The 24820-nt window shown below is 62.0% G+C and carries 19 protein-coding genes; 14 read left to right on the forward strand and 5 right to left on the reverse strand.

The features are described from left to right. The first annotated feature begins 14 nt into the window (after positions 1-14). The 10 genes from gltX (at position 15) to KP703_RS01150 (ending at position 13922) form a co-directional block, all read left to right on the forward strand. Positions 15-1421 carry a glutamate--tRNA ligase gene (gene gltX, locus KP703_RS01105; RefSeq protein ID WP_215753533.1) on the forward strand — a complete coding sequence of 469 codons (1407 nt, stop codon included), beginning with the start codon at positions 15-17 and terminating at the stop codon, positions 1419-1421. Further along, on the forward strand, positions 1414-2355 hold the full coding sequence (locus tag KP703_RS01110; RefSeq protein WP_062250595.1) for an aspartate carbamoyltransferase catalytic subunit: 942 nt from the start codon (positions 1414-1416) through the stop codon (positions 2353-2355). Before gltX ends, KP703_RS01110 begins: the two co-directional genes overlap by 8 nt. Next, positions 2352-3644, forward strand: coding sequence for a dihydroorotase family protein (locus KP703_RS01115; protein WP_215753534.1), 1293 nt, complete (start codon positions 2352-2354; stop codon positions 3642-3644). The genes KP703_RS01110 and KP703_RS01115 overlap by 4 nt, the downstream gene beginning before the upstream one ends. Beyond that, positions 3644-4285, forward strand: a complete 642-nt coding sequence (gene plsY, locus KP703_RS01120; protein ID WP_043553204.1) for a glycerol-3-phosphate 1-O-acyltransferase PlsY — start codon at positions 3644-3646, stop codon at positions 4283-4285. Before KP703_RS01115 ends, plsY begins: the two co-directional genes overlap by 1 nt. Further along, positions 4282-5628 carry a DNA-processing protein DprA gene (gene dprA / locus KP703_RS01125; protein ID WP_215753535.1) on the forward strand — a complete coding sequence of 449 codons (1347 nt, stop codon included), beginning with the start codon at positions 4282-4284 and terminating at the stop codon, positions 5626-5628. The genes plsY and dprA overlap by 4 nt, the downstream gene beginning before the upstream one ends. A gap of 33 nt (positions 5629-5661) precedes the next feature. After that, positions 5662-8394: a type I DNA topoisomerase gene (gene topA / locus KP703_RS01130; protein ID WP_252353726.1), complete on the forward strand. Its 2733-nt coding sequence runs from the start codon at positions 5662-5664 to the stop codon at positions 8392-8394. Positions 8395-8397: 3 nt separating this feature from the next. Continuing rightward, entirely contained in the window at positions 8398-10485 is a 2088-nt protein-coding gene (locus KP703_RS01135) for a ribonuclease R family protein (protein WP_215753536.1), read from the forward strand. After that, a complete protein-coding gene (locus KP703_RS01140; protein WP_252353728.1) occupies positions 10475-12232 on the forward strand; it encodes a S41 family peptidase in 1758 nt (585 codons plus the stop codon). The genes KP703_RS01135 and KP703_RS01140 overlap by 11 nt, the downstream gene beginning before the upstream one ends. Next, entirely contained in the window at positions 12232-12570 is a 339-nt protein-coding gene (locus KP703_RS01145; protein ID WP_062140708.1) for a DUF1491 family protein, read from the forward strand. The genes KP703_RS01140 and KP703_RS01145 overlap by 1 nt, the downstream gene beginning before the upstream one ends. 200 nt (positions 12571-12770) lie before the next feature. Continuing rightward, complete coding sequence (locus tag KP703_RS01150) at positions 12771-13922, forward strand: OmpA family protein (RefSeq protein ID WP_215753537.1); 1152 nt, start codon at positions 12771-12773, stop codon at positions 13920-13922. Between the two features lie 168 nt (positions 13923-14090). Here KP703_RS01150 and cysK read toward each other — a convergent pair whose 3' ends face one another. Then, the gene (cysK, locus tag KP703_RS01155; protein WP_062140702.1) at positions 14091-15077 is read right to left on the reverse strand and encodes a cysteine synthase A; all 987 of its coding nucleotides are present in this window, start codon (positions 15075-15077) and stop codon (positions 14091-14093) included. 149 nt (positions 15078-15226) lie between these two features. Between cysK and KP703_RS01160 the strand changes: the two genes are divergently transcribed. Then, on the forward strand, positions 15227-15676 hold the full coding sequence (locus tag KP703_RS01160; RefSeq protein WP_062140700.1) for an Rrf2 family transcriptional regulator: 450 nt from the start codon (positions 15227-15229) through the stop codon (positions 15674-15676). Between the two features lie 137 nt (positions 15677-15813). Here KP703_RS01160 and KP703_RS01165 read toward each other — a convergent pair whose 3' ends face one another. Continuing rightward, positions 15814-16359, reverse strand: a complete 546-nt coding sequence (locus tag KP703_RS01165; protein WP_043552062.1) for a hypothetical protein — start codon at positions 16357-16359, stop codon at positions 15814-15816. 450 nt (positions 16360-16809) lie between these two features. Between KP703_RS01165 and KP703_RS01170 the strand changes: the two genes are divergently transcribed. The 3 genes from KP703_RS01170 (at position 16810) to KP703_RS01180 (ending at position 20448) form a co-directional block, all read left to right on the forward strand. Further along, positions 16810-17349, forward strand: coding sequence for a hypothetical protein (locus KP703_RS01170; RefSeq protein ID WP_062250578.1), 540 nt, complete (start codon positions 16810-16812; stop codon positions 17347-17349). 110 nt (positions 17350-17459) lie between these two features. Further along, on the forward strand, positions 17460-19484 hold the full coding sequence (gene parE, locus KP703_RS01175; protein WP_215753538.1) for a DNA topoisomerase IV subunit B: 2025 nt from the start codon (positions 17460-17462) through the stop codon (positions 19482-19484). A gap of 61 nt (positions 19485-19545) precedes the next feature. Then, positions 19546-20448 (forward strand): DMT family transporter, encoded by a 903-nt coding sequence (locus KP703_RS01180; RefSeq protein ID WP_215753539.1) that lies wholly within the window; start codon positions 19546-19548, stop codon positions 20446-20448. Positions 20449-20495: 47 nt separating this feature from the next. On the opposite strand, the gene KP703_RS01185 is transcribed toward KP703_RS01180, so the two are convergent. From KP703_RS01185 to KP703_RS01195, 3 genes are all read right to left on the reverse strand, one after another. Beyond that, complete coding sequence (locus KP703_RS01185) at positions 20496-22013, reverse strand: NADH-quinone oxidoreductase subunit M (protein ID WP_215753540.1); 1518 nt, start codon at positions 22011-22013, stop codon at positions 20496-20498. Positions 22014-22140: 127 nt separating this feature from the next. Then, positions 22141-24249, reverse strand: a complete 2109-nt coding sequence (gene mutL, locus KP703_RS01190) for a DNA mismatch repair endonuclease MutL (protein ID WP_215753541.1) — start codon at positions 24247-24249, stop codon at positions 22141-22143. Positions 24250-24264: 15 nt separating this feature from the next. Next, positions 24265-24795, reverse strand: a complete 531-nt coding sequence (locus KP703_RS01195) for a DUF3035 domain-containing protein (protein WP_062140689.1) — start codon at positions 24793-24795, stop codon at positions 24265-24267. Positions 24796-24820: the final 25 nt, after the last annotated feature.

The raw sequence follows: 24820 nt of genomic DNA on the forward strand, positions 1-24820 counted from the left end.
TAAGGATGCGCCCCATGACGACGATCCGCACACGCTTTGCCCCGAGTCCGACCGGCCTGCTGCATATCGGCAACGCCCGCGCGGCCCTGTTCAACTTTCTTTTTGCCCGTCATCACGGCGGCGAATTCCTCCTGCGTATTGAGGATACCGACCGTGAACGGTCCACCCAACAGGCTGTCGATGTTATTTTCGACGGGCTGGCCTGGATGGGCATTACGGCAGATGAAAAACCTGTCTTTCAGTCCACCCGGCAGGACCGCCACACGGAAGTGGCGCTGGAACTGCTGGAAAAAGGTCTGGCCTACAAGTGCTATTGCACGCCTGAAGAACTGAAGCAGATGCGTGAAGACGCAATGGCAAACGGCAAGCCGCCCCGGTACAACGGGATGTGGCGCGACCGTGACCCGTCCGAAGCCCCTGCCGGCGCACCCTATGCCGTGCGCATCAAAGCCCCGCGTGAGGGCGAAACTGTTATTGAAGATCTGGTTCAGGGCGAAGTCCGCGTGGCCAATGCCGAGCTGGATGACATGATCATCCTGCGCTCTGACGGCACCCCCACCTACCAGCATGCCGTGGTGGTGGATGACCATGACATGGACATCACCCACGTTATTCGCGGGGATGACCACCTGACAAACACCTTCCGTCAGGCCATGATCTACCGGGCCATGGGCTGGGATCTGCCGCGCTTTGCGCATCTGCCGCTCATCCACGGGCCGGATGGTGCCAAACTGTCCAAACGTCACGGCGCGCAGTCCGTTGTGGAATTCCGGGATGAAGGCTACCTGCCGGAAGCCCTGTGCAACTATCTGCTGCGTCTGGGCTGGGGCCATGGCGATGCGGAAATCCTCTCCCGTGAAGAACAGATCAAGCTGTTCGATCTGGACGGCGTGGGCCGCTCTCCGTCCCGCATGGATTACGCCAAGCTGCTGCACATCAACGCCGTCTGGATGCGTCAGGCTGATGATGAGCGCCTGACCAGTGACGTGATGGATCGCCTGAAAGCCGTTGAGGGTGTGAGCACGGATGACACCGTCCGCGCCCGCGTTCTGGCCCTGATGCCCGGCCTGAAAGAGCGCGCCCGCACGCTGGTGGAACTGGCTGACAGCGCCGCCTTCCTCGGCCGCCACGTGCCGCTGAGCTTCAATGCCAAGGCAGAAAAAATCCTCACGCCGGAAGCCCGCACCATTCTGGATGGTCTGGCGCGTGAACTGGCTGCGGTGGAAGACTTCACGCCGGAAAACATTGATGCCGCCCTGCGCCGCTTTGCGGAAGCTGGCGAGCACAAGCTCGGGCAGGTTGCCCAGCCGGTGCGTGCTGCGGTGACAGGCTCCAACACCTCCCCGGGGATTGATGCCACGCTGGCGGCGCTGGGTAAGGACGAAACGCTCGCACGCATCGGAGCAGTTCTGCATGGCTAGCTTCCCCGGCCGTCACTCCCGGCATCTGCTCGGTCTGCAAGGCATGACGCCAGACCAGATTGAGCCGCTGCTTGATCTGGCCGAAAGCTATGCTCTGCTCAACCGCTCCCGCAAGGTGCCAAGAGACGTGCTGCGGGGCCGGACGCTGATCAACCTCTTTTTTGAGGACAGCACCCGGACCCGCACCTCTTTTGAGCTGGCAGGCAAGCGTCTGGGCGCGGATGTGATCAACATGTCCGTGGCGCAGTCCTCCGTAAACAAGGGGGAAACCCTGCTGGATACGGCGGCCACACTCAACGCCATGCAGGCGGACCTGCTGGTGGTGCGGCATTCCCAGTCCGGCGCGCCTGCCCTGCTGGCGCAAAAGGTGGAAGCCTGTGTGGTCAATGCGGGCGATGGCACGCATGAACACCCCACACAGGCCCTGCTGGATGCCCTGACCATCCGCCGCCATTGCGGCGGGTTTGGGGGGCTGACGGTCGCTATTTGCGGGGATGTCGCCCATTCCCGCGTGGCGCGGTCTGATATCCACCTGCTCACCACCATGGGGTGCAAGGTCCGCGTGGTTGGCCCGCCAACGCTCGTGCCGGGCGGCTTTAAAAGCCTTGGCGTGGAGGTCTTCCATACGATGGAAGAAGGCCTGCGTGGCGTGGATGTGGTGATGATGCTGCGCCTGCAACGTGAGCGCATGTCGTCCGGGATGATCCCCAGCGCGCGGGAATATTTCCGCTTTTACGGGCTGGACCAGCGACGTCTGGCTCTGGCGAACAAGGACGCGCTGGTCATGCACCCCGGCCCGATGAACCGGGGCGTGGAAATTGACAGTCTGGTGGCCGATTCCGACCAGAGCGTGATTCAGGAACAGGTCGAAATGGGCGTGGCTGTGCGTATGGCCGTGCTTGATCGGCTGACCCGCAGCAGGCATTCCGCATGAGCACTCTTCTTTTTGATAATGTCCGCCTGATAGACCCCGCCTCCGGGCTGGATCAGCCGGGCCGCCTGCTGGTGCGCAATGGCGAGATTGCCGGCACGGACAAAGCCGGAGCCGAAGGTGCGCCGGACAATGCTGAGGTGATTGATGGTCAGGGCGCTGTTCTGTGCCCCGGGCTTGTCGATATGCGCGTGGAAATTGGTGAACCGGGCCACGAATATCGTGAGACCATCGCCTCCGCGGCCCGCGCGGCCTCCGCTGGGGGCATCACCACCATTGCCGTGCTGCCGACCTGTGAACCCGCCATTGATAACCCCGCACTGGTCCGCCTGCTGCGTGGCCGCGGGGAAGAAACCGGGGCCATTACCATCCTCCCCTATGGCGCGCTGACCAAAGGCTGCAAAGGGCAGGAACTGGCGGAAATCGGCCTACTGCATGAAGCCGGTGCTGTCGCCTTTACCGATGGGGCCCGCGCCATTGACCCTGCCCGCCTGATGCGTCTGGCGCTGTCCTACGCGGGCGGCTTTGGCGCTCTGGTGGTGCAGCACCCGGAAGAGCCCTCTCTGGCAGGCTCCGGCTGCGCCACAGCGGGCGAACTAGCCACCCGCATGGGCCTGCCGGGTATTCCGCCGGTGGCGGAAGCCATCATGATTGCGCGGGATATTCGTCTGGCCGAACTCACCGGGGGCCGCCTGCATTTTGGGCATGTCTCCACGGGGGAAGGTGTCGAACTGATCCGTCAGGCCAAGGCGCGAGGGCTACGTGTGACGTGTGACACCGCACCGCATTATTTCGACCTGAACGAAAACGCGATTGGTGACTTCCGCACCTACGCCAAGTTCTCCCCGCCACTCCGCTCTGAAGAAGACCGTCTGGCCATCTGCGCGGCACTGGCCGATGGCACGATTGACGCCATTGCGTCCGACCACCTGCCGCGTGACGCCGATGATAAACGCCTGCCGTTTGCACAGGCAGCCACCGGTGGCACAGGCATGGTCACGCTACTGGGTGTCACACTGGCACGGGTGCATGACGGCACGCTCACGCTGCCACAGGCTCTTGCCCTGCTGACGCATAAACCCTCCGCGCTGCTGGGTGCTGCCTGCGGCACGCTGGCAATGGGGGCTGCGGCAGACCTCTGCCTGTTTGCGCCCGACCAGAGCTGGCTGGTGCAGGCGGGCAAACTGCCGGGCCGTGCCCAGAACACCCCCTTTGATGGCCGACCACTGGAAGGCCGTGTGCTGGGCACCTGGAAGGGCGGACGCCGCGTTTACGGAGCCTCCGCAGCATGATGTCCGACCTCCCCTCCTATGCGCTGTGGCTGCTCGCGGCCATGGCGTTCATGGGATACGTGCTGGGCAGCGTGCCGTTCGGCCTGATCCTGACCAATGTGGCCGGCGTGGGCGACCTGCGCAAAATTGGCTCCGGCAATATCGGGGCTACCAATGTGCTGCGCACAGGCCGGAAAGATCTGGCCGCCGCCACACTGGGGCTGGATGCAGCCAAAGGCGCGCTGGCTGTCATGATTGCGTGGATCATGACGCCGCCGGACTTTTCAGACCGGATTCTCGCCGTCACTGCGCTGGCTGTCGTGGTCGGGCATTGCTACCCGATCTTCCTCGGCTTTAAAGGCGGTAAGGGTGTCGCCACCGGGCTTGGTGCGCTGCTGGCCCTTTCCCCCATTACGGGGCTGATTGGCTGCGCGGCATGGCTGGGTGTCGCCAAGTTGACCCGTATTTCCTCCGCCGGGGCGCTGGCGGCTTTCATCATCATGCCGTTTGTCACGCTGGCTCTTTACGGGTTCAGTTTTCAGGCGTCCGGCAAGCCTATGGCCGTGCTGCTTATCAGCCTGCTGGTGCTCATGCGGCATAGTGCGAATATTGGCCGTATTCTGAACGGCACTGAACCCCGGGTTCCTCCCAAACAAAAATGAACACGCTTGTCGCCTGCCTGCGTCTGGCCCGCACCGAGTCTGTGGGGCCACGCACATGGCGGCGGCTGCTCAGCCAGTATCACACAGCCGAGGCCGCGCTTGAGGCCTTACCCCGCCTCCCCCAGCGCGGGCGGGTGCCGCTGGTTATCCCCTCGCAAGACAGTATTCTGCGGGAAATTGAAGCCACCTTGCTCATGGGAGGCCGCATCCTCACGCTACTGGATGCCGATTACCCTTTTCTCCTGAAAGAAATCCCCGACGCCCCGCCTGTTCTGAGCGTGCTGGGAGATGTCGCCGCCCTCAGCAAACCCGGCATCGGCCTGATTGGCGCACGTAATGCATCGTCCTCCGGCCTGCGGCTGGCGGAAAGTCTGGCGACGGAACTGGTGGAAGCCGGTGTGTCGGTCGTCTCCGGTCTGGCCCGCGGGATTGATACCGCAGCCCATAAAGGCGCGCTGCACCGGCAGGGCCTGACGGTGGCCGCCATTGCCGGTGGGCTGGACAAACCCTACCCCCTCCAGAATGCTCACCTACAAGCGGAAATCGCGGAAAAAGGGGCCGTGGTGACGGAAGCGCCGCTCGGCACGGCGCCGCTCAACCGCCATTTTCCGCGCCGCAACCGGCTGATTGCCGGGATGACGCTTGGCTGTGTTGTGGTGGAAGCCGCCCCTAAATCCGGCTCGCTCATTACCGCCCGACTAGTGGGCGAGTATGGGCGGGAACTCTTCGCCGTCCCCGGTTCCCCGCTGGACCCGCGCTGCCGGGGCAGTAATGACCTGCTGCGCAACGGCGCGGTGCTGACAGAAACCGTCGCCGACATCCTGCCGCACCTGCCACCAGTGATGTTCCCGGAACCCTTGCGCACCGTCTCATCCCCATCACTTTTCCCGCAAGCCCCGCGTTTGCAGACCGTTCCGGACCGCCCGCGGACTCCGCAACACTCTTTTTCACTCAGCATTTCAGATGCGCCTGAAACAGAAGAAAAAGCGAACACCGCCAGAGCCTCACAACCCGCTTCCGGCAAGACGACCGGGAACCCGCAAACTGGCGCTCTGCCGCCGTTGCAGCGTGTTTCCAGTCCCTCCGCCTCATCCGTCTCCAGCGTCGCCTCTGTCACAACAAAACCACCCCCACCCCTCGCAGAAACGTGTGAGACCGTGCGGGAAAAAGTGCTTGATCTGCTCTCCTTTACGCCCATAGCGGTTGACGATCTGGTTAGGCGCTGCCAGTTCTCAGCTTCCGCCGTCTTGACCGTGCTCACGGAACTTGAGCTTTCTGGCTGTCTGGACTCACTCCCCGGTGGGCGTGTTGTTCGTGCCGCCAGTCATGGCAAAAACGGCTGATCTAGGTGCTGCTTCCGGCAGGTCGGAGAGAGTATGACTGACGTTGTGGTGGTCGAATCGCCCGCAAAGGCGAAAACGATCAACAAATATCTGGGCGATAACTATACGGTGCTGGCCTCCTTTGGGCATGTGCGGGACCTCCCGCCCAAGGATGGCTCCGTGCGCCCGGACGAAGATTTTGCCATGTCCTGGCAGGCCGATGAGCGGGGCAACAAGCAGGTTGCCGCCATCATCAAGGCTCTGAAAGGCGCCAAAACGCTCTATCTCGCCACTGACCCGGATCGTGAAGGGGAAGCAATTTCCTGGCACGTCCGCGCCATGCTGGAAGAAAAGAAAGCGCTGAAGGGGGTAGACGTCCAGCGCGTCACCTTCAACGAGATCACCAAAAGCGCCATCAAAACCGCCATGGCCCACCCGCGTGACCTCGATATGCCGCTGATTGAGGCGTATCTGGCCCGCCGTGCGCTGGACTATCTGGTGGGGTTCACCCTCTCCCCGGTTCTGTGGCGCAAGCTGCCCGGCTCCCGCAGTGCGGGCCGTGTGCAATCCGTCGCTCTGCGGCTGATCTGTGAGCGGGAAGCCGAGATTGAGGTCTTCAAACCGCGCGAATACTGGACGGTGCAGGCAGCCCTTGCCACACCGGCCGGCGCGCCGTTTACCGCTCGCCTTACGCATCTGGATGGCAAAAAGCTCGACCAGTTTGATCTGAGCAACGAGGAACAGGCTGCCGCTGCCAAAAAGGCAGTGGAAGCGGAAAACCTGTCCGTTCAGTCGGTCGAACGCCGCAAGGTTCGCCGTAACCCGCAGCCGCCCTTCACCACGTCTACCTTGCAGCAGGAAGCCTCCCGCAAGCTGGGCATGGGCGCGCAGGTCACCATGCGGACGGCGCAGCAGCTTTATGAAGGCATTGATCTGGGCGGCGAGACTGTCGGTCTGATCACCTATATGCGAACCGACGGCGTGCAGATGGCCAAAGAGGCCATGTTCGCCATCCGCGGCCATATCAGCAAACATATTGGCGAGGAGTATGTCCCCGCCCAGCCGCGTTTCTACAGCTCCAAAGCCAAGAACGCGCAGGAAGCGCATGAAGCCATCCGCCCGACGGATGTGTTCCGCACGCCTTCTTCCGTGGCCTCGCACCTCACCCCGGAACAGCGCCGCCTGTATGAACTGATCTGGAAGCGTGCTGTCGCCAGCCAGATGGAATCCGCAGCGCTTGATCAGGTTGCCGTCGATATCGCCGGCCCGTCCGGCAAGACGGTGCTGCGCGCCAACGGCTCCATCATTACCTTTGACGGCTTCCTGCGCCTCTACACCGAAGGTCGGGATGATAGCGACAAGCCTGCGGATGATGACTCCCGCATGCTGCCGCCCATGAAGGAAAAAGACCCGCTGAAGCGCGAAAGCGTTGCAGCGGACCAGCACTTCACGCAGCCGCCACCGCGCTTCTCGGAAGCGTCTCTGGTCAAAAAAATGGAAGAAATCGGCATTGGCCGTCCTTCCACCTATGCCTCTATTCTGACCGTGCTGCGGGACCGCAATTACGTCACGCTGGAAAACCGCCGCTTCATCCCGGAAGCACGCGGGCGTCTGGTTACGGCGTTCCTTGTCTCGTTCTTTGAACGGTATGTGGACACCACCTTCACCGCCAGCCTTGAAGAGCTGCTGGACGATATTTCCGATGGCCGGGCCGAGTGGAAACACGTTCTGGCCAACTTCTGGGATGCGTTCTCCAAAGCGGTGTCGGACACCAAGGATCTGACCATTACCGACGTGCTAAACGCACTCGATAAGGATCTTGGGCCCTTCTTCTTCCCGCCGCGTGAGGACGGGTCTGACCCGCGCCACTGCACCGCCTGCGGCACGGGGCGTCTCGGCCTCAAGCTGGGCCGTTACGGGGCCTTTATTGGCTGCTCCAATTACCCGGAATGCTCCTTCACCCGCCGCCTGTCCTCCGACAGCGCGGAAGATGGCGATGGCGCAGCCCTGAAAGACGGCATGCGTGTGCTGGGTCAGCATCCGGATACGGGTGAGGACATCACCGTGCGTCAGGGGCCGTATGGTCTGTATGTGCAGCAGGGCGAACCGGACCCGGCGGATAAGAAAGCCAAACCCAAACGTGCCTCGCTTCCCAAAGGCATGGATGGGGAAGCCATTACGCTGGATCAGGCTGTAGGTCTGCTCTCCCTCCCGCGCCTTGTCGGCCTGCACCCGGAAAGCGGTGAACCGATTGAAGCGGGTCTGGGTCGCTTTGGCCCCTACGTGAAAATGGGCGCGATCTATGGCTCTCTCGATAAGGACGACGACGTTCTGACCATCGGGCTGAACCGCGCTGTGGATGCGCTGGCCAAAAAGCTGGCCTCCATCCGCAACATGGGCGTGCACCCCAAGGATGGTGAACCGGTTATGATCCGCAAGGGCCGCTTTGGTCCCTATGCGCAGCATGGCAACATGGTCGCCACCCTGCCGCGTGGCACGGATATGAACGAGGTCACGCTGGATGAGGCCGTGGCGCTGCTGGCTGAAAAGGGCAAACCCCTGAAAGCCAAAGCCGGGGCCAAAAAGAAAACCACGACCAAGACTGCCGCCAAAAAGACCGCGACCAAGGCCGAGCCAAAAACAGCCACCAAAAAGGCTGCAAGCAAGACCACAACGGCTGCGAAGAAAACGACCACCCGTAAAACGGCGGCCAAGAAAACCACGACAGAAGACGGCGCTGAGGCTCCGGCCAAAAAGCCCGCCACACGGAAGAAAAAGGCGGACTGACCCGTGCAGAAAAGATCGGGGGCCGCAGCTCTGCCTGACCCTGCGGCCCTCCGGACTTTTCTGGAAGCAGACCGCATCCCCGTCTCTCCACCGGATATCCTGCGGGCCTTTGGCCTTCCCACGCACCTGAAAGCCGCCCTGCGGACGCATCTGCACGCCATGGCGGTTGCGGGAGATCTCGCCTGTCTGCCCCCCGGCAGACTGAAGGGCGTAACCGGCCTGCCGGAAACGGCCCGCGCCATCATCACCCGCATGGGGCGCGACGGCCTGTCGCTGGCCCATCTGCCGGATGACACACGCGGCAGCACGGTTGCCCTCGTCACACCGCATCTGGACGGAAACCTGCTCATCCCCGGTGATGAGCTGATCCTCCGCCTGCGCCCTGCAACAGGCCGCACCCGGCGTGAAGGCCGCCCGATCCGCCTGCTCTCCACAGCCTCTCGCCAGATTGCCGCCGTCTTTCAGCCTGCGCGTCCTGCGCGTGAGGCACACCCACCGTCTGAGAGAAAGCCGGACCAGTTAATCCCCTGTGACCGCAGGCTCACCCGACCTCTGGCTGTCGTGCCGGATGCCGCCTCCCCTCGCCCGGCACCCGGCGATGTCGTGCTGGCGGACCTCCTCCCCACGCAGGATGGACAGCCCCCGCAAGCCCGTATTCACGCCAGTCTGGGGCCAGCCACCGCACCGGGCATGCCCGCCACCCTGAGCCTGCTCACGCACACCATCCCGACGAAATTTCCCGCAGAGGTGGAAGAAGAAGCATGCCGGGTTGCTCAGCCGCCTTTACGACCAGAATCCCCTGCGGCTCCCTCCGCAGCGTCCGCCGAAAGACGCACGGACCTGCGTTCCCTCCCGCTCGTCACCATTGATGACGCTACGGCAGAGGATTTTGACGATGCGATCTGGGCGGAACGGACGGCGGATGGGTTCCGGCTGATTATCGCCATTGCTGATGTTGCGCATTATGTCGCGCCGGGCTCTGCGCTCGATGCCGAGGCCAGAAAGCGGGGCAATTCGGTCTATCTGCCGGGCCGTGTGGTGCCCATGCTCCCGCCGACCCTTTCCGCCGGGGTCTGCTCCCTCAAACCGGGGGAAGACCGGCTGTGCCTGTTTATCGAGCTTGAAATCACGCCCACCGGGCAAATCCGCTCCGGCAAACTGGGCCGTGGGATTATGCGCAGCGCGGCGCGTCTCACATATCAGGCTGTGCAGCAGGAACTGGACAACGCCACCCCGCCCGATCTGATCCTGACCTTACAGGCTGCGGCTCTGGCGTTGCAGGCCGATGCCACCGCCCGTGGCGTTCTGAGCCAGCCGGAAGCAGAGTATCGCGTCACGCTGGATGAAGCCGGACAGCCCGCAGAGTTCAGCCTGAGGGAACGCCAGCCCGCGCATGATCTGGTGGCAGCCTTCATGATTGCCGCCAACCGTTTTGCGGCGGAGGAGCTGATGCGGCACAACGCGGCGGGACTATTCCGCGTGCATCCGGCCCCGCCGGCATCCTCCAGCGAACGCACAGGCGGCCCGCGTCTGCCGCCCCGCATGCAGGCGCGTTATGCAGCTTCACCCGGGCGCCACTATGGGTTGGCGCTGGAGCATTACGCGCATTTCACCAGCCCCATCCGCCGCTATGCGGACCTTGTGACGCATCGCGCCCTGCTGGCCACCCTTGAGCGGGACGCACGCATTGCAGCGTCCCTCCAGCCGGACAGATCAGACCTGCCTGCCCTGGCAGAACATCTGCAACTGACGGAACGCCGGGCCGCCTCTGCCGTTCAGACCTGTCAGGACAGACTTGCTGCCATTTTTCTGACCCCGTTTATCGGGCACACTCTCCAAGCTCATGTCACGGCCGCAACACGCTCAGGCCTTGCCGTGACATTGACGAAAACAGGAACTCCGTCTTTCCTTTCGTTTCTCGCCTTGCCGGATGACTCAGGGATGCATGACGACTCGCTACCTATGCGCTCAGACCTCAGTTCAGGAACCCGTTTCCTGAACAGCGGCCTGCTGCCTGTCGTCCTGACAGCAACCCATCCAGCCCAGGGCACACTGACTCTGGCACCGGCCCCCCTACGCCATGCCAGCTAGTACGGCCCGCCGCCTGTTCCCCCTGCCGTTGCGCCGTGCATTGCCCTGCATTCTCATCGCAACCTTGCTGGTCTCCCAGCCGGTGCCCCTGCGTGCGCAGGGCAACTCCCCCGCGCCCGGCCCGGACAGCCTTCCCTCATCCCAGCCCGACGCCGCACAGCCCACCCCGGCCAAAGCAGAAGCTGCCGCCCAGGTCGATGCGCCTCCGGCGGCCACCACGTCAGACGCGCCTGAAGCTGTGGAACCGGACAAACCGAGCGTCGATATGGGGCTGGTCCACTCCGTCATTGCGACGGCGCTGCAATTTCTGGCTCCCCGCACGCTGGAAGCTCACACCAGCCGGGACTTTACCTTATGGGGTCTGGGCTGCCTGACGGCGCTGGACCCCATGCTCACGCTCGATACGCGTGGGGCTGATATTCGCCTGCTGGCCGGGCAGACCAGTCTGCTCTCCCAAGCCGCCCCCGCCGCAGGCAATACGGAAGACTGGGCCAGACTGGCCGTGGACTTCATCTCCGCAGCGCGCGCCCATTCCGAGTCTGTCGCGGATGCCAGCCGGGAAGATCTGGTTCAGGCGTTTTTTGATGAGCTGTTTAACCATCTGGACCCGTACTCTCGCTATATCGGCCCCTCCTCCGCCACCACGGACCGTCAGGCCCGTGTGGGGGGTGAGGCAGATGCCGGGCTCAGCCTGACGCGCAGGGGACGGGATATCGTGATCTCCGCCGTCAACGCCAACGGCCCTGCCTGGACCGCCACGGTTGATCCGGGTGACAAGCTGCTGGCAGTGAACAACAGGCTGACAGCCGGGCAATCGGTTGAAACCGTCACCAGCTGGTTGCGGGGGGAGGAAGACTCTCGCGTCACCCTGCGCCTGCTCTCACCGGGGCAGCGGCGTGGCCATACTGTGGTGCTGCACCGCGCCAAGGTGCCGCCGGAAACCGTGTTCGCTTTTGCCAGCGGCCCGCTGGTGGTGCTGCGCGTGACCTCTTTCTCCTCCGATACGGCGGAAGAAATGAGCCAGTATCTTGATCAGGCGACGCAGGACCCGACCCTTAAAGGGCTGATTATTGACCTGCGCGGCAACCGCGGCGGCGTGCTGCAACAGGCCGTGACGGCTGCGGCCCTGCTGCTGGACCGGGGTGTTGCCGCCGTAACCGATGGGCGAGACCAGCAGGCCAACCATATCTGGGCCGTGCAGGGTGGCGATATGACCAACGGCCTGCCCATTGCCATTCTGGTGGATGGGCGCACGGCCAGTGCTGCGGAAATTCTGGCGGCTGCCCTCGCGGACCATCGCCGTGCGGTGGTGATCGGCAGTTCCACGCTCGGTAAGGGACTGGTGCAGACCGTCGCGCAGTTGCCGGATGAAGGCGAACTGTTTGTGACATGGAGCCGCGTGATTGCGCCCCTCCACTGGCCGTTGCAGGGCCTCGGCGTCATGCCCCAGCTCTGCACCAGCCTTGGGGAGACGGAAATGACACGCCAGATGCATGAACTTGCTGCGGGCACGCTGGAGAATCAGCCAGCAGTCGAGGCCTCCCGTCTTGCCCGCTTCCCGCTGCCGGTCTCGCGCATTCTGGCCATCCGCAAGGCCTGCCCGGCGGCACTGGGGAGCGACCGGGATCTAGAAGTCGCCCGCGCCGTGCTGCAAAATCCCAAATGGTATAAGACCGCCATTGCCGCCATGCCGGAAGATTCTGCGTCTGTCTCTGCTTCAGCCTCTGCCGCTTCGGTCACGCACTAATGACCACCCCGCGTCTGCGCTCTGATATTGTGGCCCGTGCCCTGCTCCGCCAGTGCGGACAGGATGGCCGATCTGCCATGATGCTCCGGCGGGGTGATGCCGATGCCGGGGGGATTCTGGTGGTTCTGCTGGGGCGGGATGGTACAGCCATGGTCCTCAGCCAGACCCGCACAGCCGAAGGTGAGGCCGCATGGCTTAAAGGCTCGGGAGAAAACCCGCTCTCACCCGAAGACACACAGGCCTATATTGACCGGCAACTTCGCTACGATCCGGATTTATGGGTTCTGGAAGTGGAAGCGCCGGACTTCAGACCTCCGTTTGAAGCAACGCTGGTCTGACAATACTTAACGGTGTGTGACTTATGTCACACGCCTGACACGCTGATTCCCCTCAAAACAGGGGTGTTTTTGAAAACAGTTTCCACAAGCTGTTGCACACAAGGCCAGTTTACAGCAAAGAAGGCAGGCATATGTGCCACGTGCACCAAGACCACAATGCCCGGCCACTGCGGAAACAGTGCCACAGCAGGGAGAAGAACATGACGCTGCGCCAAGGCCTCCTCGCGCAATCACTGCTTTCTGCACCGTTGGTGGCAGGTTTCCTGCTGTGTGCCGCGCCTGCCATGGCTCAGCCTGTTCAGGGCCTGTATATTGCGGGCGAAGGCGGCGCGACCTTCAATCAGGACCAGCGCGTCCGCACCTCCAACATGTTCCCGGACGGACGTGACCGCTGGCGCACCGGTGCAACCGGAATCGGCTCTATCGGCTATGGTCTGGGCAACGGGTTCCGTGTGGAAGTGGAAGGCGACTACCGCAACCAGACGTATCAGCGGTTTGTGACCAACTCCCTCACCAGCCGTGCTGATGGCCGCCGCCAGACTTATGGCGTGATGGCCAACGCGCTGTTTGACATGGATGTCGGCAACCCGTTCATCTTCCCGTATTTTGGCGCGGGTGTCGGCTATGGCTGGACGGCCATGAACACCTCCATCACGGCACCGGGAAACCAGCTTTCCCAGCATGTGGGCGGCACGTTCGGTAATTTTGCCTATCAGGGTATTTTCGGTGTCGCCTTCCCCACGCCGTGGGTCGTAGGGCTGTCCTTCACAGCGGAATATCGCTTCTGGACGATGCTTGGGCCGCAGTCTCACGGCTCTTCTGCATGGGGTACCATCGGCGGGGCCAACCAGCCCAAGTCCTACAGCTTTGCCACGGGCAACCGTGACACCAAGACGGACTTCAACCATTCCCTGATGCTGGGCCTGCGGTATGAGTTCAATCCGGCTCCGCCGCCGCCGCCGAAGATCGCGGAACCCGCAGCCGCTCCGGCTCCACAGCCAGCCCGCAGCTATCTGGTGTTTTTTGACTGGGACAAGTCTGACCTGTCAGACCGCGCCCGCTCCATTGTGGCTGTAGCCGCACAGGCCACCACCCATACCAGCCTCACCCGCATTCTGGTCTCTGGCTATACGGATAACTCCTCCGCCTTCCCCGGCCAGAAACGCGGCGAAGCTTACAACGTGAAGCTGTCCATCCGCCGTGCGGAAATGGTGAAGGCCGAACTGGTGCGTGATGGCGTGCCGGGAGCAACCATCGATATTCATGGCTATGGTGAAGAAAATCCGCTGGTCAAAACCGGCCCCAACACCAAGGAAGCCCAGAACCGCCGCGTGGAAATTCTCTTCCGCTAAGCAACGCGGACGGAAATTCTGTCAGGAAAGCTGAAAAGCAATCTGGCAGACTTCCTTGCGTCCAACAAAAAACGCTGCCCGGCATCAAGCTGGAGCAGCGTTTTTTATTGGCTGATACTGACCCGCCCGAGAGCAGGCCAGCCTGACGCCGCAGCGCTTACCGGACCTTTAGAGCCCGGAGAACAGAGACGTAGACAGGTAGCGTTCTGCAAAGGACGGCGCGATGGCAACAATCGTCTTGCCTTCAGACTCCGGCTTTTTGGCTACCTGAAGCGCGGCATGCAGAGCCGCCCCGGAAGAAATCCCCACCGGAATACCATCCAGCCGCGCACAACGGCGTGCCGCAGCAATGGCTTCGCGCTCAGAGACGGGAATCACCCCATCCAGCAGCTTCGTATTCAGCGTGGCCGGACAGAAACCCGGACCAATGCCCTGAATACCGTGGGGGCCGGGTTCATCCCCATTCAGAATGGCGCTTTCGGTCGGTTCCACACCAAACACCTGCAAGCCTTTGCGGCGGGGCTTCAGGGCTTCGGCAATGCCCGTGGCCGTGCCACCTGTGCCGACACCGGCAACTACAGCATCAATCTGGCCATCTGTATCAATCCAGATTTCTTCTGCCGTCGTGGCAGCGTGCACAGCCGGGTTGGCGGGGTTATCAAACTGGTCCGGCATCCAGGCATCCGGCGTTTCCCGCAGGATTTCTCCCGCACGAGCAATAGCCCCGGCCATCCCCAGACGAGCCGGGGTCAGTTCCACCTGCGCATCCATCAGCCGCAGCATGCGCCGCCGTTCAATGGATGCCCCTTCCGGCATGGTGACAATCAGCCGATACCCACGCGCGGCGGCGACAAACGCCAGAGAGATGCCTGTATTGCCGGATGTCGGCTCCACCAGCACCGTGCGGCCGGGCGTAATGCGCCCTTCCCGCTCAGCTTCCAGCACCATGGCAGCGCCAATGCGATCTTTGACGGACCCCAGCGGATTAAAAAATTCCAGCTTGAGTAAAAGGCGGCATTTCAGCTCTTCGTCCCGCGAGAGGTGCGGGAGGGCCACCAGAGGCGTTCCACCAACGACGCCGAGAACCGAGTCGTACACCTTGCCGCGTGGTGCAGCAAAGCCGTAACCACCCCCGGATTTATCCGAACTTGTCATGAACCTGCCTTTTCTGTGTGTTTTCTCACGTGGCTCTTTTATAATACGAATTATCAGCGTAGATAAACAGGAGAACGCCTGCTATATCTCGATGTCATTCATGTTTAACGGCAGATTTGCCTTTTTCTGAGGTGAAAGGAACCAGACCCATGATCCTGCGTCGGGACAGAGCTATGACAGCCGTGCTCATCATGCTGGATGTCGCCTTTCATGCAGGCCGCTCCGGCACGGTCAGTGCTGCTGATATTGCCGAACGCTCCGCTCTGGCACGGCGTGGAATTGAGCCGCTGTTGCAGGCCCTTTCACGCACCGGGCTGCTGGAAAGCATTCGCGGGCCGCGCGGTGGCTACCGTCTGGGTCGCCCCCGGCGGGATATTTCTCTGGTCGATATCATCAATGCGGTCACGCAGGATGACAATAACGGGGATGATGGCCCGCAAGGTCCGCTGTTCAGCAAGGTGATCGAACCGTGCTGGAAGCAGTTCGACAAAGATCTGACGGCCCAGATGAAGAAAACCACGCTGGATGATCTGGTTAAAAAGACCGAGAGCTGTGGTCTCAAGCGCCCGCTGAGCGAACCGATTACCTTTTCCATCTGATTTCTGCGGGCACACAACCTGCCCAAAACAAAAAACGCGCTGCCCCGAAAATACCGGGGACAGCGCGTTTTTTATGAAAAGCGTCTCAAAAACAGCAGCGCCCCCATAAACCGGGAGACGCTGCACACATCAGAGACTTATTTCTTGTGGCTCACTACACGACGGCGGGTCGTGGTGGCCTTTTTAGCGGTCGTTTTCGTTTCCGCAGCTTTGGTTTCCACCGGAGCGGCAGGCCGGGGCAGAACAACGCCGGTGGCGTCAACCTGAGCCGTGACCGTCAGGCGGGTGCGTTTTTCACCCGGCCCCGGCACCAGAATAGCCGTGAACGTATCCTGACCGGCATAAGCCATGGTCGGCGTGTAGGTCACGTGGGTATCGTTATCCAGGCTATACAGGAACGCCTTACCGTGTTCCGGAGCCGGAGAAACACCGAAGGAGGCATAGGCCTTCCCGTTGTCCTGAGAGACCTTGAGGTCACACAGGCCATCGTCCGAACGCACCGTCATGGTGGTGCTCAGGCTGCCATCAGCGGCCTTTTTCAGCGGCGTGGTCTGGCAGACCGCAGATTTCTTCATATACCCAAACGGGTTGGGAGACCCGGAGTTAACTGGCCCACCTGTAGTCGCACAGCCGGCAAGCATACCACCAGTTAGCGCCAAAACGGCAATTCCTCGCAAGCGCACTCGACAGCTCCGCTTCACTATTTATTAAGTACACATGAACCTTCTGCGCACTCTATTGCGGGCAAATAGGGCAAACTTATGCCCACTTCCCGCTGTGCCGCATGATTCGTCTTTGCGTTTAGAACATACTGAGGAAGGAAGAAAGGGGGATAAAGAGCATCTCCCCGCACGGCTGCCTCGCTTTTGAAAAAGCGACATCATTTTGCCCGAAATTAAGAGTTTGGAAGACCACACTGTGTCATCCCTGTGTTCCGGCCTGCGTGAATGTGATGAGACTTCCAGCATGCTGTAATGCTGAGACGCGGTATGAAAAAATACTTCTATCTTTCTCTGCTGAATACGCTATTTCGTTCATCAAACCTTGTCGAAAACCGTTTCATACGCTGAGCCTGCCGGGGAGACCTTGATGTGAAGAGGCACGCCCGCTCCAGCTTGTATCGGAGGACCCGCATGTCTTTTTCCCGTTTTCTTGCCGCTGGTGCCGTTGCTTTTGGTGTGCTGCACAGCACCGTAACGCTTGCTGCCACCCCGTGCGGCCACTCCCCGGCGCATGAAGCGTTCGATATTCAGGCTCTGAAAAGTGAGCTGATGGTCACGGCTCTCTCCTGCAACGCGCAGGACCGTTACAATGCGTTTGTCGGCAAATTCCGCTCCACGCTGCTGAATGAAGAGCAGAAGCTCAACACCTATTTCCGCAGCACCTATGGCAGCAGCGCCCAGCGTGAGCATGATGATTACATCACACAGCTGGCCAATATTCAGTCTGAAAAAGGCCTTCAGTCCGGCACCATCTTCTGCATGCAGCGCATTGCCATGTTTGACGAAGTGAATGCTCTGGAAAGCTCTGAAGATCTGGCCAACTATACGGAAGCCAAGGACGTCACCCAGCCGGCCTCTTTTGAAACCTGCGCAGCCCCTGCGGCCTCCCATTCGGCCCGCCCGGCACGCCGCGCAACAAAAGCCAAAGCAAAAACGACGCATCGCGCCTGAGGCTTTTAGCCTTGCGACGGATGGTATTGCAGTTCAGGCCCGGCCATCCGTCGCCCTTCCAGATCAGGCCTGCTTGACGAATCAGCGACAAAGCGGGACAGACCATATCCATGAGCGACCTGTTTTCTGCGCCCCCGCCTTCCCGCAAGCCTGCGGGAAAACCTGCGACCAAAGCTGAGACCAGCCCCCAGGCCTATGACGCCAGCGCCATTGAGGTTCTGGAAGGGCTTGAGCCTGTCCGCCGCCGCCCCGGCATGTATATCGGCGGCACGGATGAGGGCGCCCTGCATCACCTCGCCGCCGAAGTGCTGGATAACGCGATGGATGAAGCCGTGGCAGGCCATGCCTCGGCCATTGATGTGCGGCTGGCCCCGGAAAATCGTCTGACCATTCGGGATAACGGGCGCGGTATTCCCGTGGATGCGCATCCGCGCTTCCCCGACCGCTCCGCGCTGGAAGTCATTCTCACCACCCTGCATGCTGGCGGCAAATTCTCCGGCAAGGCCTATGCCACCTCCGGCGGTCTGCACGGAGTCGGGTCTTCCGTGGTGAACGCCCTCTCCTCCCGCATGGATGTGGAAATTGCCCGGGACCGTGCCATCTGGCGTCAGGCCTATGAGCGCGGCAAGCCCGTCACGGCGCTGGAAAAGGTTGGCCCCACGCAAAACCGGCGCGGCACCCAGATTACATTCCAGCCGGACACGCTCATTTTCGGTTCGCACGTTTTTGTGCCGTCCCGACTCTACAAGCTCTGCCGGTCCAAGGCCTTCCTGTTCCGGGGCGTGACCATTCGCTGGTCCTGTGATCCGTCTCTGATCAAGACGGGAGATGACACCCCGACAGAAGCCACGCTGCATTTCCCCGGCGGTCTGGCCGACAGCCTGACGGATGAACTCGGAGCCTCCGCCCCGCTGCTCACCCCGCTCTGGGCCGGTGATGCCAACCTGCCGCCAGCAGCCGATGGTACGGATAATGGCCGCGTGGAATGGGCCGTCGCTTTTCTGGAAAGCGGGACTGCGGCGCTGGCCTCCTACTGTAATACCATCCCTACCCCGCAGGGCGGCACGCATGAGACGGGCTTCCGTAACGCACTGGTCAAAGGCCTGCGCGCATGGGGGGATCAGCGGTCCAACAAGAAAGCTGCCTCCATCACGGCGGAAGACGTGCTGGGCATGATTGCCGCCAAGCTCTCCGTCTTTATCCGGGATCCGCAGTTTCAGGGGCAGACCAAGGAAAAGCTGACTTCCTCCGAAGCCAGCAAACTGGTGGAAACCGCGCTGCGGGATCGGTTTGACCACTGGCTGGCCCAGAACCCGCCGCAGGCCGATGCCCTGCTCGGTTTTGTGATTGAGCGGGCCGAAGAACGTCTGCGCCGCCGCGAGCAGAAAGACACGCCGCGTAAAAGTGCAACACGCCGCCTGCGCCTGCCGGGTAAGCTGACCGACTGCACGCGGGAACGCGCCGAAGAAACTGAAATCTTTCTGGTGGAGGGTGACTCCGCCGGTGGGTCCGCCAAGCAGGCCCGCAACCGGGAAACGCAGGCCGTCCTGCCTCTACGCGGGAAAATTCTGAACGTGGCCAGCGCCACCACGGAAAAACTCCGCGCCAATCAGGAACTACGGGATCTGATTGAAGCCCTCGGCTGCGGTTCGGGCGACCGGTTTGAACTGAGCAAGCTGCGCTATGGCCGCGTCATCATCATGACCGATGCTGACGTGGACGGTGCGCATATTGCCTCGCTGCTCATGACGTTCTTCTACCGTGAACTGCCGGATCTGATCCGCAACGGGCGGCTCTATCTGGCGCAGCCACCGCTTTACCGGCTGACCCAGGGTGCACACACCGTCTATGCGATGGATGATGCTGACCGTGAGCGCAAAATGAAAACCGCCTTCAAGGCGCGGGGCAAGATTGATGTCTCCCGCTTTAAAGGTCTGGGCGAAATGCCTCCGGGTGACCTGAAAGAAACCACCATGGACCCCAAACGCCGCACGCTGCTGCGCGTAGTGGCCCTGCCGGAAGATCGGCTGGCCACGCGGGAAAGGGTGGAAAGCCTGATGGGCCGTAAGCCGGAACTCCGCTTTGCCTTCATTCAGGAACACGCTCAGTCTGTTGGTGAACTGCTGGATGTATGATCCAGCCCCCTTTTTCTAACATCATGTTCGGCATGCTCCGGACTCATGGACACGCCTGAGCATGCCTGCTTCCTTTGCCAACAGCCCTCTTAAGGAACGCGTGCTTGCGCTAACCCAGCTGGTCGGCAGCATGATCTGCCTCCAGTTTGGCTCATCACTGGCTAAATCTCTGTTCCCGCTTTTTGGGGCTGGGGGCATGGTCGGCCTGCGCACGGCGTTTGCGGCCATTGCGCTGGTTGTGTTTTTCCGCAGCTGGCATGCCATCTCACGCCGCACCCTTCGGCTTGTGCTGCCTTACGGCATTGCCATTGCCGGGATGAACCTGTGCTTCTACCTCGCACTGGAACGCATTCCGCTGGGCATGACCGTCGCCATTGAATTTACCGGCCCGCTGTTTCTGGCCTTTATTGGCTCCCGCAGGCTGGCTGACATCGGCTGGATTACCCTCACAGTGCTGGGCCTGTGCCTGCTGCTGAAGCCGGATACAGCCGCTCTGCCGGATATGGTGGGCGTTGGGTATGCCGTGGGGGCAGCTATCTGCTGGGCGCTCTACATCGTTTTTGGCAAACGCATGACCGGCAAGCTCTCCCCCGGCCACGCCTGCGCTCTGGGCCTGTTGTCCAGCGCCGTCATCCTGTTCCTGCCCTGCTTCACCCCGGCGTTCCTGATCGGCCTGAACCACCCGCTCCTGCTGGGCATGGCAGTGCTGGTGGCACTGAGCTCCTCCGCGCTGCCTTACGCGCTGGAAATGCAGGCCATGCACCGCCTTTCCGCGCGGGATCTGGGCGTGCTGTATAGTCTGGAACCTGTCTGTGCGGCCTGTGCGGGGATTCTGCTACTCCACGAAACCCTTTCCCCCCTGCGCATGGGCGGCATTTTGTGCATTGTGCTGGCCTCTGCGGGCACAGTGCTAACACCGGGCAAAAAAGGCCCGCCGAACGAACAGCCTGAATTACCGCAGTAAAACTGCCGCCCACCAACGCCGGAAAGGCCCGGTCTAAAAGGCCCGTTTTACCGGGCCGCCAGATGCACCGTGGCGTCTGGCAGAGAGGCCGTAGCTGTGAGAGCGCCATGATGCATGGCCTGCATCACTACGGGGTCAAACAGGCGGGTAAAGCTACCGGGGTGAACGCCCATCCAGAGTGTGACAAGCGCCAGCGGAGCAAGCACCGCCATTTCCCCCACACTCAAATCGCGCAGCAGATGCACAGCCCCCTGCACGCCGCCAAACAGCACCCGGCGATACAGGGAGAGCATATACACCGCCCCCATAATCATGGTGCCTCCGGCCAGCAGCGCGACCCAGACTGAGACGTGAATCGCCCCCATCAGCACCAGCACCTCACCCACAAAGGAGCCGGTGCCGGGCAGGCCGATATTGGCCATGGTAAACAGCATGGTCAGCAGAGCCAGCACCGGCATTTGCCGCGCCACACCACCCAAAGCAGAAATCTGCTGCGTGTCCGACCGCAGGGCGACCGCTGAAACACAGAAGAACAGTGCAGCAATCACCACGCCATGCGAGAGCATCTGGAAGATAGCGCCATCAATGCCTTCTGCCGTCAGCGTGAACAGCCCCACGGCAATCATGCCCATGTGGGAGAAGGAGGAATAGGCGATCACCCGCTTCATATCCGTCTGCGCAAAGGCGACGAAAGCGGCATAGAGAATCGCCACCACACCCAGCGCCAGCACATAGGGGGCGAACAGATGGGCGGCATCCGGGAACATCAGCACCCCAAACCGCAGCAGACCATACGCCCCGGTTTTGGACAGCACGCCGGAAAGCATGGCGGAGGCCGGAGCCGGTGCTTCGGAATACGCATCCGGCAGCCAGGCATGCAGAGGGAACAGCGGAAGCTTCACGCCAAACGCCAGCAGGAAGGCCAGAAGCAGCCAACCTTGCAGGGAATGGGAAAAGCCTGCCTGCATGAGTGCCGGAATATCCGTCGTTCCCGCCTGCTGCCACATCACGATCAGAGCGATGAGCATGAACAGCGAGCCGCCGAACGTGAACAGGAAGAACTGCAACGAGGCCCATGCCCGCTTCGGGCCGCCCCAGATGCCGATCATCAAACTCGCGGGGATCAGCGTTGCTTCATAAAACACATAGAACAGCAGCAGGTCCTGCGCGGAAAACAGGCCGAAGAGCGCCGTTTCCAGCAGCAGCATGGCGGCCACAAACTCCCGTGCCTGCGTGCGGATGCTGCGCGCCCCCGCGGCCATGGCCAGCGGGGTAAGAAACGCTGTGAGCAGGATAAACACCAGCGAGATGCCATCCACTCCGGTATGGTAGGAGATCCCGGCATCCGAGACCCAGCCCAGCCGGGTTTCAAACTGCAGGCCCGGTGTTGCGGGGTTAAAACCGCACCACAACGCAACGCTCAGCGCCAGAACGGCCAGACTGGTCCCCAGCCCGATCCGCCGGGCCAGAAGGTCCTGCGCCTCCCCTCCCCGACAAAAAAGCCAGGCTACCAGCGCACCCGCCAGTGGGACATAAGTTATCAGAGACAGCAGAGCATGGGGCACAGCGTTTTTACCATCCAGATTGCATCACTTCATTCTGACCCTGCTCTCTTTTAGAAAGAGAAACCAGAGAAGTGCTGTTCACGTTCCGCAGAGCACACGCCAATACTCTGTGAGAACCTGCGGAGTCTCACCGCCGCCCGAACAGTTTTTCCAGATCGTTTTTTGTCATTTTCAGCCATGTGGGCCGCCCGTGGGAACAGGTGCCAGCGCGCGGCGTGGCCTCCATCTGCCGCAGCAGGGCGTCCATTTCTTCCCGGCTCAGGCGTCGCCCGGCGCGAATACTGCCGTGGCAGGCCATGCGGGCAATCACCGCGTCCAGCCGCCCGTCCAGCGAGGGCATTTCATCCGGCGCGCCGGAATCATCCGCTTCCAGCTCTTCGGCCAGATCGCGCAGCAGGCCAATGGCGTCCGTGGTGTTCAGCATGGCGGGGAGAGCACGCACCAGTACAGCAGTGCCGCCAAAGGCTTCCAGCTCAATGCCCAGTTTGGCCAGCATCTCCTGCCGGCTCACCAGCACGTCCACCTGCCCGCGTGGCAGTTCCACCACATCCGGCACCAGCAGGCGCTGCCCGCGTATGCTACCGCTGAGGAACTGCTCCCGCAGGCGCTCATGCGTCAGCCGCTCATGCGCGGCATGCTGGTCCACCAGCACAAGACTGCCATCCGCTGCCACCGCAATAATGTAAGTATCCAGCACCTGCGCCACCGCCGCCCCCAAGGGGTGCGCGGCGGCCTGCTGTGCAGAAACAGCGGATGGCGGGGCAGTTCCGGCAGCATACGACTCCGGCAATACCCCCGGTGCCCTGCTACCCGCATCCCATCCGCCAGCGCCCGGCGCATAACCGGAGGCAAGCCCGCTCTGCCCGTCCTGCGTTGGCCCATCCGATGAGAAGGCAGGCGCATCTAATCCGGCCCCAAAGCCCCCAGAACCAGACATGTCTGAACCCCGCGGGCCGTCCTCAGCGCCGGTGCCGTTCCCATACAAGCCCGTCCCATCCCCCGAAGGCAAAGGCGGCAGCATACGGGCGGACGGCGTATCCCCCAGCCCAAGACGCGGCTCGGCAAAGCTTCCCTGCGTGCCATATGGCATAGGCCGCTGGCCCGGTGCGGGAGGCGCTGGCTGTTGCGGCGTGTTTTCCGGCGGATACCAGATGCGACCCGGCCTGACGGCGGAAAACGAAGGCCGGACGCCTACGCTGCCTGCACCGGCCTCCAGCGCCCGCCCCAGCGTGCCGATGACCAGAGAGCGGACAGAGGCCTCATCCGCAAAGCGCAATTCTGTTTTGGCGGGGTGGACGTTCACGTCCACGCGGTCGGGCGGGATGGTGAGCATCAGCGCCACCACGGGATGCCGCCCATGTTCAATGACCCGCCGATACGCCACGCGCACAGCGGTTTTCAAAACCGGGTCCACCACCGGACGGCCGTTGACCAGCATGAACTGCCCTGCCGCCGTCGCCCGATGCACGGACGGCCCGCAGGCAAAACCGGACAGCGTCATACCGTCCCGCTCGCCGTGAATTTTCAGAAAGCCATCGGCCTCATTGGCCCCCAGCAGGGCCGCCGCCCGGGCCGCCATATCCTGCGCGGGCAAATCAAACACCACGCGGTCATCCATGCTGAAGCGAAAGGCCGTATCCGGCACCGCCAGCGCCAGACGCCGGATGACGCTCTCGGCATGCCGTCCTTCAACGCGCGCGCTTTTGAGAAACTTGCGCCGGGCCGGGGTCGCAAAAAACAGGTCTTCCACCACCACACTGGTGCCCGGTGCGCCTGCGCTGGGTTCAGGCGGAAAAATCCTGCCGCCTTCGACGCGGATTTTCCACGCGCCACTCTCGCCACGCGGGCGGGAGGTGATGCTCAGCCGCGCCGCAGCCCCGATGGACGGCAGCGCCTCCCCCCGGAAGCCGAGGGTGCGAATATGAACGAGGGATTCGTCCTGCAATTTGGACGTACAGTGGCGTTCAACTGCCAGCATGAGTTCATCCGGGAACATGCCGTTCCCGTCATCCGTCACAATAATCTGGTCAATCCCGCCATTTTGCAGACTGACATCCAGCCGCTTTGCCCCGGCATCAATGGCGTTTTCCACCAGTTCCTTGAGGGCAGCCGCAGGGCGTTCAATCACCTCACCCGCGGCAATGCGGTTCACCAGTACTTCCGGCAGCCGCCGCAGCGCAGGCCGCAACGGCAGGGTGCCGGACGTTTCAGATGAGGAGGAAACCGGGTCCGACATGGTCAGACCTTAGCCTTAGAACAGGCCGGATTTTTTAGGATGCACTGTGGGGGTCACGCCTTTGGTCGGCTTGTTCCCCAGAGCCGCATTGGCTTTCAGGCGGCGGTTTTCCGCATCTGCATCAACAGCAGACCCGGCATTGCCACCTTTCCAGAACATCAGCTGGCTCACAAAGCCGGAGCCCGCAGCCCCAAGCTCGCCTTCATCCGGCGCATCGGAGGCGTCTGCCGCTTCATTCACCAGAATGGACTGGGCACCGCTGGTATCCCCGTTGGTGCCACGCAGCGCCACATCCGGAGAGAGCGTTTCCAGAGCCTGCAGGCGTTCACTCTCATCCTGCGGGCGGTCTGCCCCACTTACCGGCTTGGCCAGCGCATCCATGGGCGGCATGGACAGCGGCGCACGAGTGGTGACGGTGTATTCATCCGGCATACTGCGTTCCAGCCCGAACGCACGGGCGGCTTCCGTCCCGGAACACCCGGTCAGCATTACGCAGCCACCCAGAAGAAGCAGCGGAGAAATCAGTGTCGAGACACGGCACGCCATCTTCTGTCTTATATCCTTCCTGCCC

It is taken from the genome of Acetobacter sp. P5B1, from assembly GCF_018811985.1.
Lineage (GTDB): Bacteria > Pseudomonadota > Alphaproteobacteria > Acetobacterales > Acetobacteraceae > Acetobacter > Acetobacter cerevisiae.